Here is a 15,709-nt window from a genome sequence, read left to right on the forward strand (position 1 = left end):
GGCGGCCCCGGAACGGGCCGGCCCGGCGCGGCGCGGCCCCGGCACCTCGGGCGCCGGGGGCCCGGGAACGGCGCGCGGAGTGCGCCCCCCGCGGCCCTCGCCGAGCACCCGCCACCCCCTGCCGTTCAGCGCGATGTACGCGCCGCAGCGCAGCCCGTGCAGGGTGCTGGCGTCCCGCAGCCCCCACATCCAGGCGCCGTCCGTCTCCGTCCAGGACAGCTCGTCCTCCCGGCAGAAGAGCAACACGGCCGTACGGACGGGAAGGCGGAGGCGGAGGTCGTGCGGCAGCACGGCGCGCAGCCGGGCCAGCAGGGCGTTGCGGAACTCCCAGCCGTCGGGCCGGGCGGTGTCCTGGGTGAACGACGCGCTGGCCACCACGCGTTCGTCCCGGCCGAGGACCGCGACCACCGCGGTCGACGGTGCGGGCGCGTGCAGCGCGAACAGCCCGCTCACCACGGCCCGCGGGTCGCGCAGCAGCGGGATGCCCGCCGCGGCCCACTCGGCCGGTTCGAGGGTGCGGGAGAGCCGGGAGACGGAATCGGTGGTGGGGGCGGGGGAGAAGCCCGTTCTCACGTCTCCCCCTTCCGCCGGCTGCCGCCCCGATTGTCTCCCGCGCCCCTGCCCTGCGGCAATGCGCCCGGAGCCGCCTCACCCCTGGACGGCGAGCACCAGCGGCAGCACGCCGGACGCGCCGGCGGCGCGGAGCATCCGGGCCGCGACGGCCAGCGTCCATCCCGTCTCGGTGAAGTCGTCCACGAGCAGCACGGGCCCGTCCGCCCCGGCGACCGCGTCCGCCAGCGGCTCGGAAAGGCGCAGCGCGCCGTCGAGCTCCCGCAGCCGCTGAGCGCTGTTGGAGCGCGGCCCGGCGGCCCCCGGCGCGTCCGGTGCGTACTCCAGCGCGCCCAGCAGCGGCAACCGGCCGACCGTCGCTATGTGGGTGCCGAGTGAGCCCACCAGCTCCGGGCGGCTGCGGGAGGGCAGGGTCACCACCCCCGCCGGACGCGGTGCCGCCGGCTCGCCGGAAGCCCACCCCTCGGGACTGCGCGCCCAGTCCGTCAGCACGCCGACGACGGCGTCCAGCACGTCGCCCGGCACGGGGCCGTCCGGGGCACCGGAGGCGAGCAGCGGCCGCAGCCGGTTCCCCCAGCCGATGTCGGAGAGCCGGCCCAGAGCGCGACCGGGAGCGGCCTGCCGGTCGGCGGGGATACGCCCCTTCAGCTCCAGGCCGACCGCGGAGAGGCCGCTGGGCCACATCTTCCGCGGCTCCACCCGCACGCCCGCGCGTTCCAGCTCGCCCCGCGCGGCCTTGAGCGCGGCGGCGGAGACCTCGGTGGTGAAGCGGGGTCCCGCGCAGGTGTCGCAGCGGCCGCAGGACGCCGCCTCCGGATCGTCGAGCTGCAGGCGCAGGAACTCCATCCGGCACTTCCCGGTGGTCACGTACTCCCGCATGGCGTCCTGCTCGGCCTCGCGCTGGCGTGCCACCCAGGCGTACCGCTCGTGGTCGTACTCCCAGGGCCGGCCGGTCGCCTCCCAGCCGCCCTTGACCCGGCGCACCGCGCCGTCCACGTCGAGCACCTTGAGCATCGTCTCCAGGCGGGAGCGGCGCAGCTCGACCCGTGGCTCCAGCGCGGGGAGCGAGAGCGGGCGCCCGGCCTCGCGCAGCACGTCCAGGGTGTGCCGCACCTGCTCCTCGGGCGGGAAGGCCAGCGAGGCGAAGTAGCGCCAGATCGCCTCGTCCTCGCGGCCCGGCAGCAGCAGCACCTCCGCGTGCGCCACGCCGCGGCCGGCCCGCCCGACCTGCTGGTAGTAGGCGATGGGGGAGGAGGGTGAGCCCAGGTGGACCACGAAGCCCAGGTCGGGCTTGTCGAAGCCCATGCCGAGCGCGGAGGTCGCCACCACCGCCTTGACCCGGTTCGCCAGCAGGTCGGCCTCGGCCGCCTCGCGGTCGGCGTGCTCGCTCTGCCCGGTGTACTCGGCGACGGTGTGCCCGCACTGCCGGAGGAAGGCCGCGACCTCGCCGGCGGCCGCGACCGTGAGGGTGTAGACGATCCCCGAGCCCGGGAGCTCGTCCAGGTGGTCCGCGAGCCACGCCATCCGGTGCGCCGCGTCCGGGAGCCGCACCACCCCCAGCCGCAGGCTCTCCCGGTCGAGCGGGCCGCGCAGCACCAGCGGCCCGGCGCCGCCGGCGCCGTACGCCGGGCCGTCCCGGCCGGCCGTGCCGAGCTGGTCCGCGACGTCGGCGGTCACCCGGGCGTTGGCCGTGGCGGTCGTCGCGAGTACCGGGACGCCCGGGGGCAGGTCCGCGAGCATGCTGCGCAGCCTGCGGTAGTCCGGGCGGAAGTCGTGGCCCCAGTCCGAGATGCAGTGCGCCTCGTCGACCACGAGCAGGCCGGTGGCGGCGGCCAGTCGCGGGAGGACGTGCTCCCGGAAGTCCGGGTTGTTGAGCCGCTCCGGGCTCACCAGCAGCACGTCGACCGTGCCGGCGGACACCGCGGCGCGTACCTCGTCCCACTCCTCGGTGTTGGCGGAGTTCATGGTGCGGGCGTGGATTCCGGCGCGCTCCGCCGCGGCGATCTGATTGCGCATCAGGGCCAGCAGCGGGGAGACGATCACGGTCGGTCCCGCGCCCTCCCGGCGCAGCAGAGCCGTCGCCACGAAGTAGACCGCGGACTTGCCCCAGCCGGTGCGCTGCACCACCAGGGCGCGCCGGCGCTCCCGCACGAGCGCCTCGACGGCCCGCCACTGGTCCTCCCGGAGCCGGGGCGGCGGTGCGTCGCCGTCCTCCGGGGCGCCGACGAGCCGGGCGAGGAGTGCGTCGGCGGCGCGGCGCAGATCTGTGTCGCTCATGCCCCCATGCAAGCGGATCGGCGGGGCCGGGGGCCAGCCGGTGCGGGCGGGGCTGTGGAAAACGCGGTGCCGGGCGCTCGCTGGACGAGCAGCCCGGTACGACAAGCGTATGCATGCTGACCGCCTGTGGACGAGCGACCGCACGGGGTGCCTCCGGGACGGCACTGTCGGGGCATGACACAGCACGACAGCGGCCGACCCGCCGCGACCGACCGTTCCGTCCCCGACCCCGTGGCCGAGGTCTCCCTGCGCGGTCCGGCCGAGCTCGCCGACGCCCTGCCCTATCTCCTCGGGTTCCATCCGGACGACTCGATCGTCCTCGTCGCCCTGCACGGGGAGGCCGGCCGGTTCGGCGGCCGCATCCGCACGGGCATCCCCGCCGCGACGGGGGAGTGGCCCGCCGTGGCGCGCCAGCTCGCCTCCTGCCTGGAGAGCGGGTCCGTCTCCCGTGGGGGCCGTCCGGACGGCGTGGTGGTCTTCCTGTGCCAGGACCCGGCCCGCGGCGAGCCGGCGCGGGCCGTCAGCGAGCGGCTCCGCCCGCTGGCCCGGAGTCTGCGCACCGCATGTGGCGCGCTCGGCATGCCGGTCTTCGAGGCCCTGTGCCTCTCCGGCGGGAGGTACTGGTCCTACACCTGCCCCGACCCGGGCTGCTGTCCCCCGGAGGGCGCACCGGCCGGCCCGTCGGGCACCTCCGCGATGGCGGCCGCCGCGGTGTACGCCGGCATCCGGGTGCGCGGCTCCCTCCGGGAGATGGAGGCCCGGCTGGCACCCCTCGGCCCGGCCCTGGCGGAGCCCCAGCGCCGGGCACTCGACGCCGCGGCCGCCGACCTGGTGCCGCGCATGCTGCGGGAGGACCGGGGACGCACGGCGGTGCGGGCGGAGACGGTGGTGCGGGCCCGGAGGCTGATGGGGCGGCTCCGTGCCGCGCCGGGCGGGCAGGGCGAGGGCGGCGGGGACACCGCGGTCCAGGACGCCCGGGACGACGCGCTCGTTCCGCCCGGGGACGCGGCGACGGTGATTCTCGGCCTCCAGGACCGCGGCACGCGGGACCAGGCGGCGGAATGGATGGAGGGCCGGGATGCGCCCGCGGCCCTGCGCCTGTGGCGGACGCTGGCCCGCCGCTGTGTCGGGCCCTACCGCGAGCACGCCGCGGCCCCGCTCACCCTCGCCGGCTGGGTGGCCTGGTCCACGGGAGACGAGGCGTTCGCGCGGGTGGCCTTCGGGCGCGCGCTGGAGACCGATCCCGGCTATGTCTTCGCCCAGCTCCTGCACCGTGCGTGCAACGAAGGGCTGGACCCGGAGCCGCTCCGGCGCTGCATGCGGGAGGAGCGGGCGGCACGCCGGCGGCGTGGTGCCCGGCGCCGGCCGCGAGGCTCCGGTGGCCGCGGTGGGGGTCGGTGGCCGGATCGGGGCACCGGGTGACAGCAGAGCCCTTTTTATCGTCAGGGAGACGACTATGATCGCAGCATGCCCTATGACCCGTCGGCTTTCCCGCCCTTCGCCGTCACCGTCGACCTGGTCGTGCTCACCGTGCGCCGGCACGCGCTCTGCGCTCTGGCGGTCCGCCGCGGAGAACCGCCGTACCAGGGCCGCTGGGCGCTTCCGGGCGGCTTCGTGCGTGCCGACGAGGACCTCGCCGCGGCGGCCGCCAGGGAGCTCAACGAGGAGACGGGGCTCCGGGCCCACGAGCCGGGCAGCACCGGTCCCGAAGCCCACCTCGAGCAGCTCGCCACCTACGGCGACCCGGACCGCGACCCGCGGATGCGGGTCGTCAGCGTGGCCCATCTGGTGCTGGCCCCCGATCTGCCGTCTCCCACGGCCGGAGGGGACGCGCACAGCGTCCGCTGGGCGCCGGTGGAAACGCTGCTCGCGCCCGCCGGGAGTGCGGGTCGCGAGGGGGAGCAGGTCGCGCCGCTCGCCTTCGACCACGCACGGATCCTCGGCGACGGCGTGGAGCGGGCACGATCCAAGATCGAGTATTCCTCGCTCGCCACCGCCTTCTGCCCGCCGGAGTTCACCGTGGGCGAGCTGCGCCGGGTGTACGAGGCCGTGTGGGGCGTGGCGCTGGACCCGCGGAACTTCCACCGCAAGGTGACCGGCACCCCCGGCTTCCTGGTCCCCACCGGGGGCACGACGACCCGTCAGGGCGGCCGTCCCGCACAGCTCTTCCGGGCGGGCGGTGCGACACTGCTCAATCCGCCGATGCTGCGTCCGGAGGTCTGACGCCCCTCGCGCCGCACCGGAAAATCGGACATATCGCGCTATCGTGCCGGGGTGCGTCCTTCACGCGTCCCGCGGGAGAAGCGATGATCCAGGCCATCGGTCTCACCAGCCCTCCTCGTCGCGGTCAGCGGCCGGCCGTGGACGACCTGACCTTCGAGGCCCGGCCCGGAGCGGTCACGGTGCTGCTCGGACCGCGCGGAGCCGGGAAGACGACGGTCCTGCGGCTGATGCTGCAACTGGCCCCCGGGCGTGGTGTCGCGCTCTTCCGGGGCCGTCCGCTGCACCAGGCCGAACACCCCGCGCAGGAGGTGGGCATCCTGCTGGGCGATGTGCCCGGCCATCCGGAGCGCACCGCGCGTGGGCACTTGCGGATGCTCGCCGCGGCGGCGGGCGTCCCGGCTGCCCGGGCGGACGAACTGCTCGACGTGGTGGGCCTGGGCCCGCTCGCGGAACAGCCGCTCGGTACCTTCTCGCTCGGCATGGACCGCCGGCTCGGGCTGGCGGCGGCGCTGCTGGGCGATCCGCACGCGCTGGTGCTGGACGAGCCCGCGCAGGGGCTCTCCCCGCGGGAGACCGGCTGGTTGCACGGGATTCTGCGCGGCTACGCCGGGCAGGGCGGCACCGTGCTCACCACCCTGCGCGATCCCCGGGAAGCGGCCCGGATCGCCGACCGCGTGGTCACGATCGAGGGCGGCCGGCTCGTCGCGGACCAGGACGCACCCGAGTTCGCCCGCACGCGGCTGCGCCCCCGGGTGGCCGTCACCTCGCCGCACGCCGAGCGGCTGGCCTCCGTGCTGCGCCGGGAGGCGCGTTCCGCGGAGCCCGGCCCGGTGACCGGCGGCGGCCCGGAGCCCGGTGCCCGGGAGCTGGAGGTGGTGCGGGAGAGCGGCAACCGCCTCTCCGTGTACGGCGTCGGCTGTGCCGCCGTCGGGGAGACGGCCTACCGCAACGGCATCCTGGTGCACCGGCTGGCCGACGAGACCGGTGACATGGGCAGCCCGGCTCTACCGGCGGACCGGGCGGGCGGCGCGCTCCACGGGCATCCGGCGGCCGGGCACGCGCGGGAGCCCGGGCCGGGTTCGTCCGCGGCGCCGGCCCCGGGCGCGGGCGTCTCCGCGCCGGCTGACGGTGTCTCCGCCCCCGGCGACCGTGCGGGCCGCCCGCCGGCGGACCCGCCGCCCCGCCTGCCCGTCGCCCCCCGGCCGGGCCCGGCCGCCCCGTTCCGCTACGAGCTGCGCCGCTTCCTGGGGCTGCGCAGCCATGGCTATGTGCTCGCCGGCGCCGTGCTCGCGACGCTGCTGACCTCGCTCACCATGGCGGCGCTCGGCGGTCCCGGCCGAGACGCCGACTCCGCCCTGCGGCTGCTCGCCGGCTGGCCGGACCTTCCGTTCCTCCTCGTACCGCCCGTCGCGGCCGCCGCCGGGCTGCTCGGCGCCCTCTCCTTCGGCCAGGAGTTCCGCTATCCGGCGCTCGCCCCCGCGCACACCGCGGTGCCGCGCAGACTCGGCCTGCTGGCCGCCAAGCTGGCGCTGACCGGATGCCTCGCGCTGCTGCTCTGCACGGTCACGCTCCTGCTCGACGCGGCGCTGCTCGCCGTGCTCTTCGGGCCGGGCCCGCTCGCCGGTGCGGCGGCCCCGGAAGGCCTCGCCCTGCAGGCGCTCTGGCTGCTCCTGCTCACTCTCGGCTGCGCCTGGGCGGCGGTGCTCGGTGCCGGGGCCGCCCGCTCCACCGCGGTGGGCCTGGCCGCCGCACTCGCCGTTCCGCTGGTGGCCGTACCCGTGCTGCGGGACCTGTTCACCGACCCCGCGGGTGCCGGCGCGCGGGAGGGTTTCGCCGCGCGGGCCCGGGACGCCCTCCTGGCCCCGTGGCCCTCCGGCACCGAGCGCTGGCCGGCGGTCGCGCTGCGGTTGCTGGCGGAGCCCGTGGGCCAGGCGCTCGGGCTCTCCCTGCTCGTCCTGGTCTGCGCCTATGTGCTGCTGAGCCTGCGTAGCCGGACCCGCTGACCTCGGCGGTCGCCGCACCCCAGAGCGTGCAGCGCACGCGTTCGCGCCCCCCGCTTGCGCCCGTGGGCACCGACCTGCGCACCGGAAGCCTGTTTCTTTCCGATAAGGCGTCAATTGTGCGGAAGTCAGCGATCACCCTTTCGTGTGCTTTTCACCAAAGCCCTCAAGGCCGTCCTGAGGGCCGCCGACAAAGGTTCCGTGACTACCCTTGCGCACACCACGACGACCGCGGCTCGCCCCACCGACACCGGCCTCGTCGGCCCGGGCGAGCTGGACCGCTACGCGTACGCGGAGTCCTCCGGGGCACCGCGCGCCACGACCAAGGCCCCCGCCTGGGAGGGCCCGGAGAGTGATATCGGCCGTGTGGGCCGCCGGGTCGCCGGCAATCGCGGCCGCGGCCTGCACGGCCAACTCGTCCAGCAACTCGGCCAGATGATCGTCTCGGGCGACCTGGGCGCCGACCGTCCCCTCGTTCCCGAGGAGATCGGTCAGCGCTTCGAGGTGTCCCGCACCGTCGTCCGGGAGTCCCTCCGGGTCCTCGAGGCCAAGGGCCTGGTGAGTGCCCGGCCGAACGTCGGCACCCGGGTCCGCCCGGTGACGGACTGGAACCTCCTCGACCCGGACATCATCGAGTGGCGCGCCTTCGGGCCGCAGCGCGACGACCAGCGCCGGGAGCTGTGCGAACTCCGCTGGGCCATCGAACCACTGGCCGCCCGGCTGGCCGCCGGCCGCGGCCGGGACGAGGTGCAGCAGCGGCTCGCGGACATGGTCGAGATCATGAACCAGGCCCTCTCCCAGGGGGACACGCTCACCTTCTCCCGCGCCGACACCGAGTTCCACGGCGTCCTGCTGCAGTCCGCGGGCAACCGCATGCTGGAGCATCTCTCCGGCATCGTCGGCTCGGCACTCCAGGTCTCCGGGGCGGCCGCGGGCGGTTGCGTGCGGCCCAGCGAGGCGGCCGTCGCCCAGCACCGGCAGGTGGTCGACGCGCTCGGCGCCGGCGAGAGTGCGGCAGCGGAGACCGTGATGCGCCAGCTTCTCTCCGGCGGCACCGACCCTGTGCCGGGCGGGCAGGCCGGTGGTGACGGCCATGTGGTGCCCGCCCCCCGGGAGCACTGACCCGGCGCCCGCGGCAGGTACGGCGGCGGCGCCGGGCTCCGGCGCCGCCGCACACGCAGCCGCCGGCCCCGGCGTGCCGCCCGCCCTCCTGCCCCGGCGGTACGCGGTGCGCCGGTCCCGCCGGGGCCTGCCGTGGCGATTTGTCCGCTTCTCCTCGCGTACGGGTGGATACGCGGTGTGACTCGGACCACGCGAAGGGTGCGTAACGCTTCGCGTTGCAGTGCGATGACTCAAGAGGTGGCAGCAGAGGTGGGAATACGCAGCCGGTCGTGGACGCTGTATTCCCTCCCGGCTCAGCCCGCGCCGTCGGTTCAGCACCGCCGACGGTCCGCCATTTCCATCGTTCCGAGAGGTTGTTCGTGTCGGCCAGCACATCCCGTACGCTCCCCGCGGAGATCGCCGAGTCCGAGTCCGTGTTGGCACTCATCGAGCGGGGAAAGGCTGAGGGGCAGATCGCCGGCGATGACGTGCGTCGGGCCTTCGAGGCTGACCAGATTCCGCCAACCCAGTGGAAGAATGTTCTGCGCAGCCTCAACCAGATCCTCGATGAGGAGGGTGTGACGCTGATGGTGAGTGCCGCAGAGGCGCCCAAGCGCACCCGAAAGAGCGTTGCTGCGAAGGCGCCCGCCAAGAAGACCGCCACCAAGGCCGTGCCCGCCAAGGCCGCCCCGGCGAAGAAGGCGGCCAAGACCGCCGCCAAGGCGACCCCGCCACCCGCCGTCGCACCCGCCGACGAGGCGCCCGAGGCCGTCGCGGAGAGCGAGGCGGCTCCGGCCCCCGCGAAGAAGGCCGCGGCGAAGAAGACCGCTCCCGGGAAGAAGGCCGCGGCCAAGAAGACGGCTGCGAAGAAGGCCGCTCCCGCGAAGAAGACCGCGGCCAAGAAGTCCGTCGTGGACGAGATCCTCGAGGGCGAGGACGAGCTGATCGTCGACGAGCCGGTGGTCAAGGAGGCCCCGAAGGGTCCGGAGGACGGTCCCACGGCCGAGGTCAAGAACGAGAACGAGGGCTTTGTCCTCTCCGACGAGGACGAGGACGACGCCCCGGCCCAGCAGGTCGCCGCCGCCGGCGCCACCGCCGACCCGGTCAAGGACTACCTCAAGCAGATCGGCAAGGTCCCGCTGCTCAACGCCGAGCAGGAGGTGGAGCTCGCCAAGCGGATCGAGGCCGGGCTCTTCGCCGAGGACAAGCTGGCGGCCGCGGACAAACTCGCACCGAAGCTCAAGCGCGAGCTGGAGATCATCGCCGAGGACGGCCGCCGTGCGAAGAACCACCTGCTGGAGGCCAACCTCCGGCTCGTGGTCTCGCTCGCCAAGCGGTACACCGGTCGCGGCATGCTCTTTCTGGACCTGATCCAGGAGGGCAATCTCGGCCTGATCCGCGCCGTCGAGAAGTTCGACTACACCAAGGGCTACAAGTTCTCGACCTACGCGACCTGGTGGATCCGGCAGGCGATCACCCGGGCCATGGCCGACCAGGCCCGCACCATCCGCATCCCGGTGCACATGGTCGAGGTGATCAACAAGCTGGCCCGGGTGCAGCGCCAGATGCTCCAGGACCTGGGCCGCGAGCCCACCCCGGAGGAGCTGGCCAAGGAGCTCGACATGACCCCGGAGAAGGTCGTCGAGGTCCAGAAGTACGGTCGTGAGCCCATCTCGCTGCACACCCCGCTCGGCGAGGACGGCGACAGCGAGTTCGGTGATCTCATCGAGGACTCCGAGGCCGTGGTGCCGGCGGACGCGGTGAGCTTCACCCTGCTCCAGGAGCAGCTCCACTCCGTCCTGGACACGCTGAGCGAGCGGGAGGCCGGGGTGGTCTCCATGCGCTTCGGGCTCACCGACGGCCAGCCCAAGACGCTGGACGAGATCGGCAAGGTCTACGGGGTGACCCGGGAGCGCATCCGCCAGATCGAGTCCAAGACGATGTCGAAGCTGCGGCACCCGTCCCGCTCGCAGGTCCTCCGGGACTACCTCGACTGAGGGAGCCCGCAGGTCCGCGAGGACCCGGCGTTCCGCACGCACGAGGGCCGGCACCCCCAGGGGGCGCCGGCCCTCGTGCGTGCCGTGCCGACGGGACGGGAGAGCCGTCATGGAGCCCGGCGGGCCCGGGGGCGGCAGGCCGACGGTGGCGGCCTGGCGGGACGGAGGGAGGCCACCGCCCCGCCACGCCGCGTGTCCGTCCCGGAACAGCGCGACGGGCGGCCTCCCGGGGTGTGTCACCGGGGGAGACCGCCCGCCGCATCCGGCCCTGGGCCGGTCCGAGCTCGTCGGACGGGGACGTCGTGGTCAGGTCGGACGGCGTCAGCGTTCCTCGTCGCCTGCGGTAGCCGGAGTGGCCGTCAGCTTCTCCGTCTCGTCCTGTATCTCCGCGGCGATCTTCTTCAGTTCCGGCTCGAACTTACGACCGTGGTGTGCGCAGAACAGCAGCTCTCCGCCGCTGAGCAGCACCACGCGCAGGTACGCCTGGGCGTTGCAGCGGTCGCAGCGGTCGGCGGCCGTCAGCGGGGTCGCGGGGGTCAGAACAGTAGTCACGTCGCCTCTTCTCTAGCTCGACGAGCTGTCGTACCAGGGTTCAACATCCAACCAGTCCGAAACGTTCCCGGGCTGGGTCCCTCCGCGGGGATTTCACTCTCCGCGAAGCGGCCGGATGCTGCCGGTGGCGGCGAATGAGCCGTAATACGTCGGTTACTGGAAGTTCATGCGGTCGTCGGGGTCGTCCTTGTTCATCTTCCGGCCTCCCGAACCTCTGGAGTGGTTCGTTCATGAGGACGTGCCCGGAGCCTAAACGGTTCATGCCTCCAAGGGAACGTGATGTTCGTGTCACCCCTCCGTGTTATCGAACACATGTCCGGAGCTGCGCTAGCATGGCGCCCTGCACGCCAGGCTCCACGGGGGCTCGGTACCCTCTCACCCGGCAACACAGCCACGACTAGCAGAATTCAGCGAGGAGCGAACCGCGTGACCGCCGAGATGTCCGTGCCGTCTTCCACCGCCCTGCTGTCCGGAGCAGACCGTGACGGCGGCTCCAACTACACCGCACGGCATCTGCTCGTTCTCGAGGGGCTCGAGGCGGTGCGCAAGCGCCCTGGCATGTACATCGGGTCGACGGACAGCCGGGGGCTGATGCACTGCCTCTGGGAGATCATCGACAATTCCGTGGACGAGGCCCTGGGCGGCCACTGCGACCGCATCGAGGTGCTGCTCCACGCGGACGGCTCGGTGGAGGTGCGGGACAACGGCCGGGGCATCCCGGTCGACGTCGAGCCCAAGACGAAGCTGTCCGGCGTCGAGGTGGTGATGACCAAGCTGCACGCGGGCGGCAAGTTCGGCGGCGGCTCGTACGCGGCCTCCGGCGGCCTGCACGGCGTCGGCGCCTCGGTGGTCAACGCCCTCTCCTCCCGGCTCGACGTCGAGGTCGACCGGAACGGCCGCACCCACGCGATCAGCTTCCGCCGCGGCGTCCCGGGGATCTTCACCGAGCAGGGCCCGGACGCCCCGTTCGACCCGTCGGGCGGGCTGCACAAGGGCAGAAAGATCCCGAAGACGACCACCGGCACCCGGGTGCGCTACTGGGCCGACCGGCAGATCTTCCTCAAGGACGCCCGGCTCTCCCTGGAGACCCTGCACGCGCGGGCCCGCCAGACCGCCTTCCTGGTGCCCGGTCTCACCCTGCTGGTGCGGGACGAGCGCGGGCTGGACGGCCAGGAGGCCACCGAGGAGGTCTTCCACTACGACGGCGGCATCAGCGAGTTCTGCGAGTACCTGGCGCCGGACAAGCCGGTCTGCGACGTCCTGCGGCTGGGCGGCCGGGGGACCTTCAAGGAGACGGTCCCGGTCCTGGACGACCGCGGCCACATGATCCCCACCGAGGTGCAGCGGGAACTCAGCGTGGACATCGCGCTGCGCTGGGGCACCGGCTACGACACCACCGTCAGGTCCTTCGTCAACATCATCGCCACCCCCAAGGGCGGCACCCACGTCTCCGGCTTCGAGCGCTCCCTGACCCGCACGGTGAACGAGGTGCTGCGGTCCGCCAAGCTGCTCCGGGTCGCCGAGGACGACGTCGTCAAGGACGACGCGGTGGAGGGCCTGACAGCCGTGGTCACCGTCCGGCTGGCCGAGCCGCAGTTCGAGGGGCAGACCAAGGAGGTGCTCGGCACCTCGGCGGCCTCCCGGATCGTGGCCCAGGTGGTGGCCAAGGAGCTCAAGGCCTTCCTCACCTCCGGCAAGCGGGACGCCAAGCAGCAGGCCCGTGCCGTGCTGGAGAAGGTGGTCGCGGCCGCCCGGACGCGCATCGCAGCGCGCCAGCACAAGGAGGCGCAGCGCCGCAAGACCGCGCTGGAGTCCTCCGCGCTGCCGGCGAAGCTCGCCGACTGCCGGAACGACGACGTGGAGCGGGCGGAGCTGTTCATCGTCGAGGGCGACTCCGCGCTGGGCACCGCCAAGCTGGCCCGCAACTCCGAGTTCCAGGCCCTGCTGCCGATCCGCGGCAAGATCCTCAACGTCCAGAAGTCGTCCGTCGCGGACATGCTCAAGAACGCCGAGTGCGGCGCGATCATCCAGGTGATAGGAGCCGGGTCCGGGCGGACCTTCGACATCGACGCGGCCCGTTACGGCAAGGTGATCTTCCTGGCCGACGCGGACGTGGACGGCGCGCACATCCGCTGTCTGCTCCTGACCCTCTTCCAGCGCTACATGCGCCCCATGGTGGAGCAGGGCCGGGTCTTCTCGGCGGTGCCGCCGCTGCACCGGATCGAGCTCGTCAACCCGGGCAAGGGCCGGGAGAAGTACATCTACACCTACTCCGACAACGAACTGCGCCAGACGCTGCTCGACCTGGAGCGGCAGAAGATCCGCTACAAGGACTCCATCCAGCGGTACAAGGGCCTCGGCGAGATGGACGCCGACCAGCTCGCGGAGACCACCATGGACCCGCGGCACCGCACCCTGCGCCGTATCAACATCAGCGACCTGGAGGCCGCGGAGGAGGCGTTCAGCCTGCTGATGGGGAACGAGGTGGCGCCGCGCCGGGAGTTCATCACCACCTCGGCGGCGACCCTGGACCGTTCCCGTATCGACGTCTGAGTCACCGGCCGGTGCGGCACCGGGCCGGCCCGGTGTCTGCCCGCTTCACCTGAAGGAGTGAACGAGGCCGCATGCCCCGGTGGGGCGTGCGGCCCTCTGCCCATCCTGGGGCATGCGCATCGACGACCCCTGGCACCGCACCCCGGCCGACGGCTGGCTGGAGGAGCGCGAGGCGACCGAGGCGGCGGAGGCGACCGCGGCCGGAGGGGCGCCGCCGGCCGGCCCCCGCACGCCTGCCGGGAACCCCACTCCGCTCGGCAGGAACGATCCGCCACCCGGCAGGAACGATCCGCCACCCGGCAGGAACGATCCGCCGCACGTGCCGCCCGCCGGCCCGGCCGCGGCGGACGCCGTCCACGTGGCCGTGCAGCACAGCCCCGCCTTCCGGCGGGTGCGCGCCCGGCACCGCGGATTCGTGCTGCCGGCCGGTGCCGCGCTGCTGCTCGTCCATCTCGCCACGGTGGTGCCGGCCGCCGTGGCGCCGGAGCTGGCGGCCCACCGCGTCGCCGGGCCGCTCGACGCCGGGACGGCCGCCGGGCTCGCCCAACTGGTCGTGGCCCTGCTGGTCGCCGGGGCCTACGCCCGGCATGCGCGGCTCCGCCGCGACCGGACGGCCCTGGAGCTGCGCTGGGACACCCAGGAGCTGGTCCGCGGCGCCGGGGAGTGCGGCCGGTGACCGGCAGTCTCCGTGCGCCGGCGCTGCTGCTCTGCGGGGTCCTGGCCTTGACGGCCCTGCTGCTCGCCCACCGGGCCGCGCGGCGGCGGGCCACCGCCGCGGACTTTTACGCCGGCGGGCGGCTGCTCTCCCCGCCGGCGAACGGCCTCGCTCTTGCGGGCGGCCCGCTCTCCGCCGTCTGCTTCGTGGGGGTCACCGGGCTGACCGCCCTGGGCGGTCACGACGGCGTCTTCTACGCCGCCGGACTGCTCCTGGGCTGGGTGGTGGCGTTGCTGCTGGTGGCCGAGGGCGTACGGAACTGCGGCCGCCACACCCCGGCCGACGTCGTGGTCTCGCGACTCCGCGACCGCCGGGTGCGGGCCGCCGCCGGTGTCGCGGCCGTGACGGTCTCGGTGCTCTGCCTGGTCGCCCAGCTCGCCGCCGCGGGCAGCCTGGCGGCGCCGCTTTTCGGCGGCGGTGCCGTAGCCCGGACCGGGACGGTGCTCGCGGGGGGCGCGCTCATGGTCGCCTGCGCCTGCCGCGGCGGCATGCAGGCCGTCACCCGCATCCAGCTCGTGCACGTCGTGCTCCTCCTCGGCTGTGCCGGAGTCCTCTGCGGCCTGGTGCTGCTGCGGTACGGCGGCGACCCGGCCGCCCTGCTCCGCGCCGCAGCCGGGCGGGCCACCGCCGGAGCGGCAACAGCAGTGCCGGAGGCCACCGAGCAGGGCGGCTGGGCCGTCCCGGGGCCGGCGTACGGGGAGGGCACGGCGGAGCGTCTCGACGCCGTCAGCCTGGGGCTCGCGCTCGTGCTGGGCACCGCGGGGCTGCCGCACGTCCTCGCCCGCTGCGGCACGGTGCCCACCGCCCCTGCCGCCCGGCGCTCCGTCGGCTGGGCGATCGGCCTCCTCGGCTGCGTCTGCCTGCTCACCCTGGGGCTCGGCCTGGGCGCCGCGGCCCTGCTCGGCCCGGAGACCGTGCGGGAGGCGGGCCCGGCCGGACACGCCGCGGTGCCGCTGCTCGCCGCCGAGCTGGGCGGGGAGGCCGGCACCGGGGGCGCGGTGCTCGCTGTGGTCGTCTCCGCGGTGGCCCTGGCCGCGATCCTGGCGGTGGGGGCCGGCATGACCCTGGCCGGCGCCGCGGCCGTCGCACGGGACCTGCACACCCCGCGGGGCGGCCGCCCGGGCCGCGGCGAGGTCCGCGTGGCCCGGACGATGACGCTCGCCGTGGCGGTGCCGGCCCTCGCACTCGCGCTCCCGGCACAGCGGCTGAACGCCGCCCTGCTGCTCGGGCTCGCCCTCGCGGTCGCCGCCTCGGCGCTCCTCCCGGCGCTGTCGTACGCGCTCTTCTGGCACCGCTTCACCGCACGGGGCGCACTCTGGGCGCTCTGGGGCGGCCTGGTGCCCGCGGTGCTGCTGATCGCGGTCTCCCCGGTGGTGTCGGGCGGGGAGCACGCGCTCCTCCCCGGAGCCGATGTCGCGGTCTTCCCGCTGGGGAACCCGGGGCTGGTCTCCATCCCGCTCGGGTTCCTGGCGGGCTGGCTCGGCACGGTCACCTCCCGGGCACCGGCCGACCCCGTGCGGTACGCCGAGACGGAGGTGCGGGCTCTGACCGGCGCCGGAGCGGTGTAGCCGTGGTCAGCCGCCGGGCGACGCGGCCCCGGCCGCAGCCCGGGACCGCCCTCGCTCCCGGAAGCAGCGCCGCCCGACGTGCCCGGCGCGGACCGAACCCGCCCTGGACTCCCCGTGTGAGGCGGGCCTACGGGCGGTGCACGGCGGTCACGG

11 protein-coding genes are annotated in these 15,709 nt (G+C 74.5%); 8 read left to right on the forward strand and 3 right to left on the reverse strand.

Going from position 1 to position 15,709, the window contains the following annotated elements; genetic code table 11:
• A partial coding sequence (locus tag HOY81_RS06620; RefSeq protein WP_237319210.1) for a hypothetical protein occupies positions 1–573 on the reverse strand: 573 nt, incomplete at its 3' end.
• Between the two features lie 75 nt (positions 574–648).
• Positions 649–2,847 (reverse strand): RecQ family ATP-dependent DNA helicase, encoded by a 2,199-nt coding sequence (locus HOY81_RS06625; protein WP_237319211.1) that lies wholly within the window; start codon positions 2,845–2,847, stop codon positions 649–651.
• A gap of 174 nt (positions 2,848–3,021) precedes the next feature.
• Here HOY81_RS06625 and HOY81_RS06630 point away from each other — a divergent pair, with 174 nt between their 5' ends.
• The 5 genes from HOY81_RS06630 (at position 3,022) to HOY81_RS06650 (ending at position 10,168) form a co-directional block, all read left to right on the forward strand.
• Positions 3,022–4,269, forward strand: coding sequence for a DUF4192 domain-containing protein (locus HOY81_RS06630; RefSeq protein ID WP_237319212.1), 1,248 nt, complete (start codon positions 3,022–3,024; stop codon positions 4,267–4,269).
• 45 nt (positions 4,270–4,314) lie between these two features.
• Positions 4,315–5,070: an NUDIX domain-containing protein gene (locus tag HOY81_RS06635; RefSeq protein ID WP_237319214.1), complete on the forward strand. Its 756-nt coding sequence runs from the start codon at positions 4,315–4,317 to the stop codon at positions 5,068–5,070.
• 83 nt (positions 5,071–5,153) lie between these two features.
• Positions 5,154–7,073: an ATP-binding cassette domain-containing protein gene (locus tag HOY81_RS06640; protein WP_237319216.1), complete on the forward strand. Its 1,920-nt coding sequence runs from the start codon at positions 5,154–5,156 to the stop codon at positions 7,071–7,073.
• A 144-nt stretch (positions 7,074–7,217) separates the two neighbouring features.
• A complete protein-coding gene (locus HOY81_RS06645) occupies positions 7,218–8,192 on the forward strand; it encodes a FadR/GntR family transcriptional regulator (protein ID WP_308340954.1) in 975 nt (324 codons plus the stop codon).
• A 359-nt stretch (positions 8,193–8,551) separates the two neighbouring features.
• Positions 8,552–10,168, forward strand: a complete 1,617-nt coding sequence (locus HOY81_RS06650; RefSeq protein WP_237319219.1) for an RNA polymerase sigma factor — start codon at positions 8,552–8,554, stop codon at positions 10,166–10,168.
• A gap of 321 nt (positions 10,169–10,489) precedes the next feature.
• On the opposite strand, the gene HOY81_RS06655 is transcribed toward HOY81_RS06650, so the two are convergent.
• The gene (locus HOY81_RS06655) at positions 10,490–10,720 is read right to left on the reverse strand and encodes a hypothetical protein (RefSeq protein WP_237319222.1); all 231 of its coding nucleotides are present in this window, start codon (positions 10,718–10,720) and stop codon (positions 10,490–10,492) included.
• A 426-nt stretch (positions 10,721–11,146) separates the two neighbouring features.
• On the opposite strand from HOY81_RS06655, the gene HOY81_RS06660 reads away from it, so the two are divergent.
• The 3 genes from HOY81_RS06660 to HOY81_RS06670 all read left to right on the forward strand — a co-directional run bounded on the left by HOY81_RS06660 (position 11,147) and on the right by HOY81_RS06670 (position 15,556).
• On the forward strand, positions 11,147–13,273 hold the full coding sequence (locus HOY81_RS06660; protein ID WP_237319224.1) for a type IIA DNA topoisomerase subunit B: 2,127 nt from the start codon (positions 11,147–11,149) through the stop codon (positions 13,271–13,273).
• A 112-nt stretch (positions 13,274–13,385) separates the two neighbouring features.
• Complete coding sequence (locus HOY81_RS06665; protein WP_237319226.1) at positions 13,386–13,949, forward strand: DUF485 domain-containing protein; 564 nt, start codon at positions 13,386–13,388, stop codon at positions 13,947–13,949.
• A complete protein-coding gene (locus HOY81_RS06670) occupies positions 13,946–15,556 on the forward strand; it encodes a cation acetate symporter (RefSeq protein ID WP_237319227.1) in 1,611 nt (536 codons plus the stop codon). Before HOY81_RS06665 ends, HOY81_RS06670 begins: the two co-directional genes overlap by 4 nt.
• Positions 15,557–15,709: the final 153 nt, after the last annotated feature.

Source organism: Streptomyces sp. JJ36 (assembly GCF_021696945.1).
Classification (GTDB): Bacteria; Actinomycetota; Actinomycetes; order Streptomycetales; family Streptomycetaceae; genus Streptomyces.

Coding starts and splice junctions, on each gene's coding strand:
- HOY81_RS06625 (WP_237319211.1), bottom strand. CDS start 2,847: ATGAGCGACACAGATCTGCGCCGCGCCGCCGACGCACTCCTCGCCCGG.
- HOY81_RS06630 (WP_237319212.1), top strand. CDS start 3,022: ATGACACAGCACGACAGCGGCCGACCCGCCGCGACCGACCGTTCCGTC.
- HOY81_RS06665 (WP_237319226.1), top strand. CDS start 13,386: ATGCGCATCGACGACCCCTGGCACCGCACCCCGGCCGACGGCTGGCTG.
- HOY81_RS06640 (WP_237319216.1), top strand. CDS start 5,154: ATGATCCAGGCCATCGGTCTCACCAGCCCTCCTCGTCGCGGTCAGCGG.
- HOY81_RS06635 (WP_237319214.1), top strand. CDS start 4,315: ATGCCCTATGACCCGTCGGCTTTCCCGCCCTTCGCCGTCACCGTCGAC.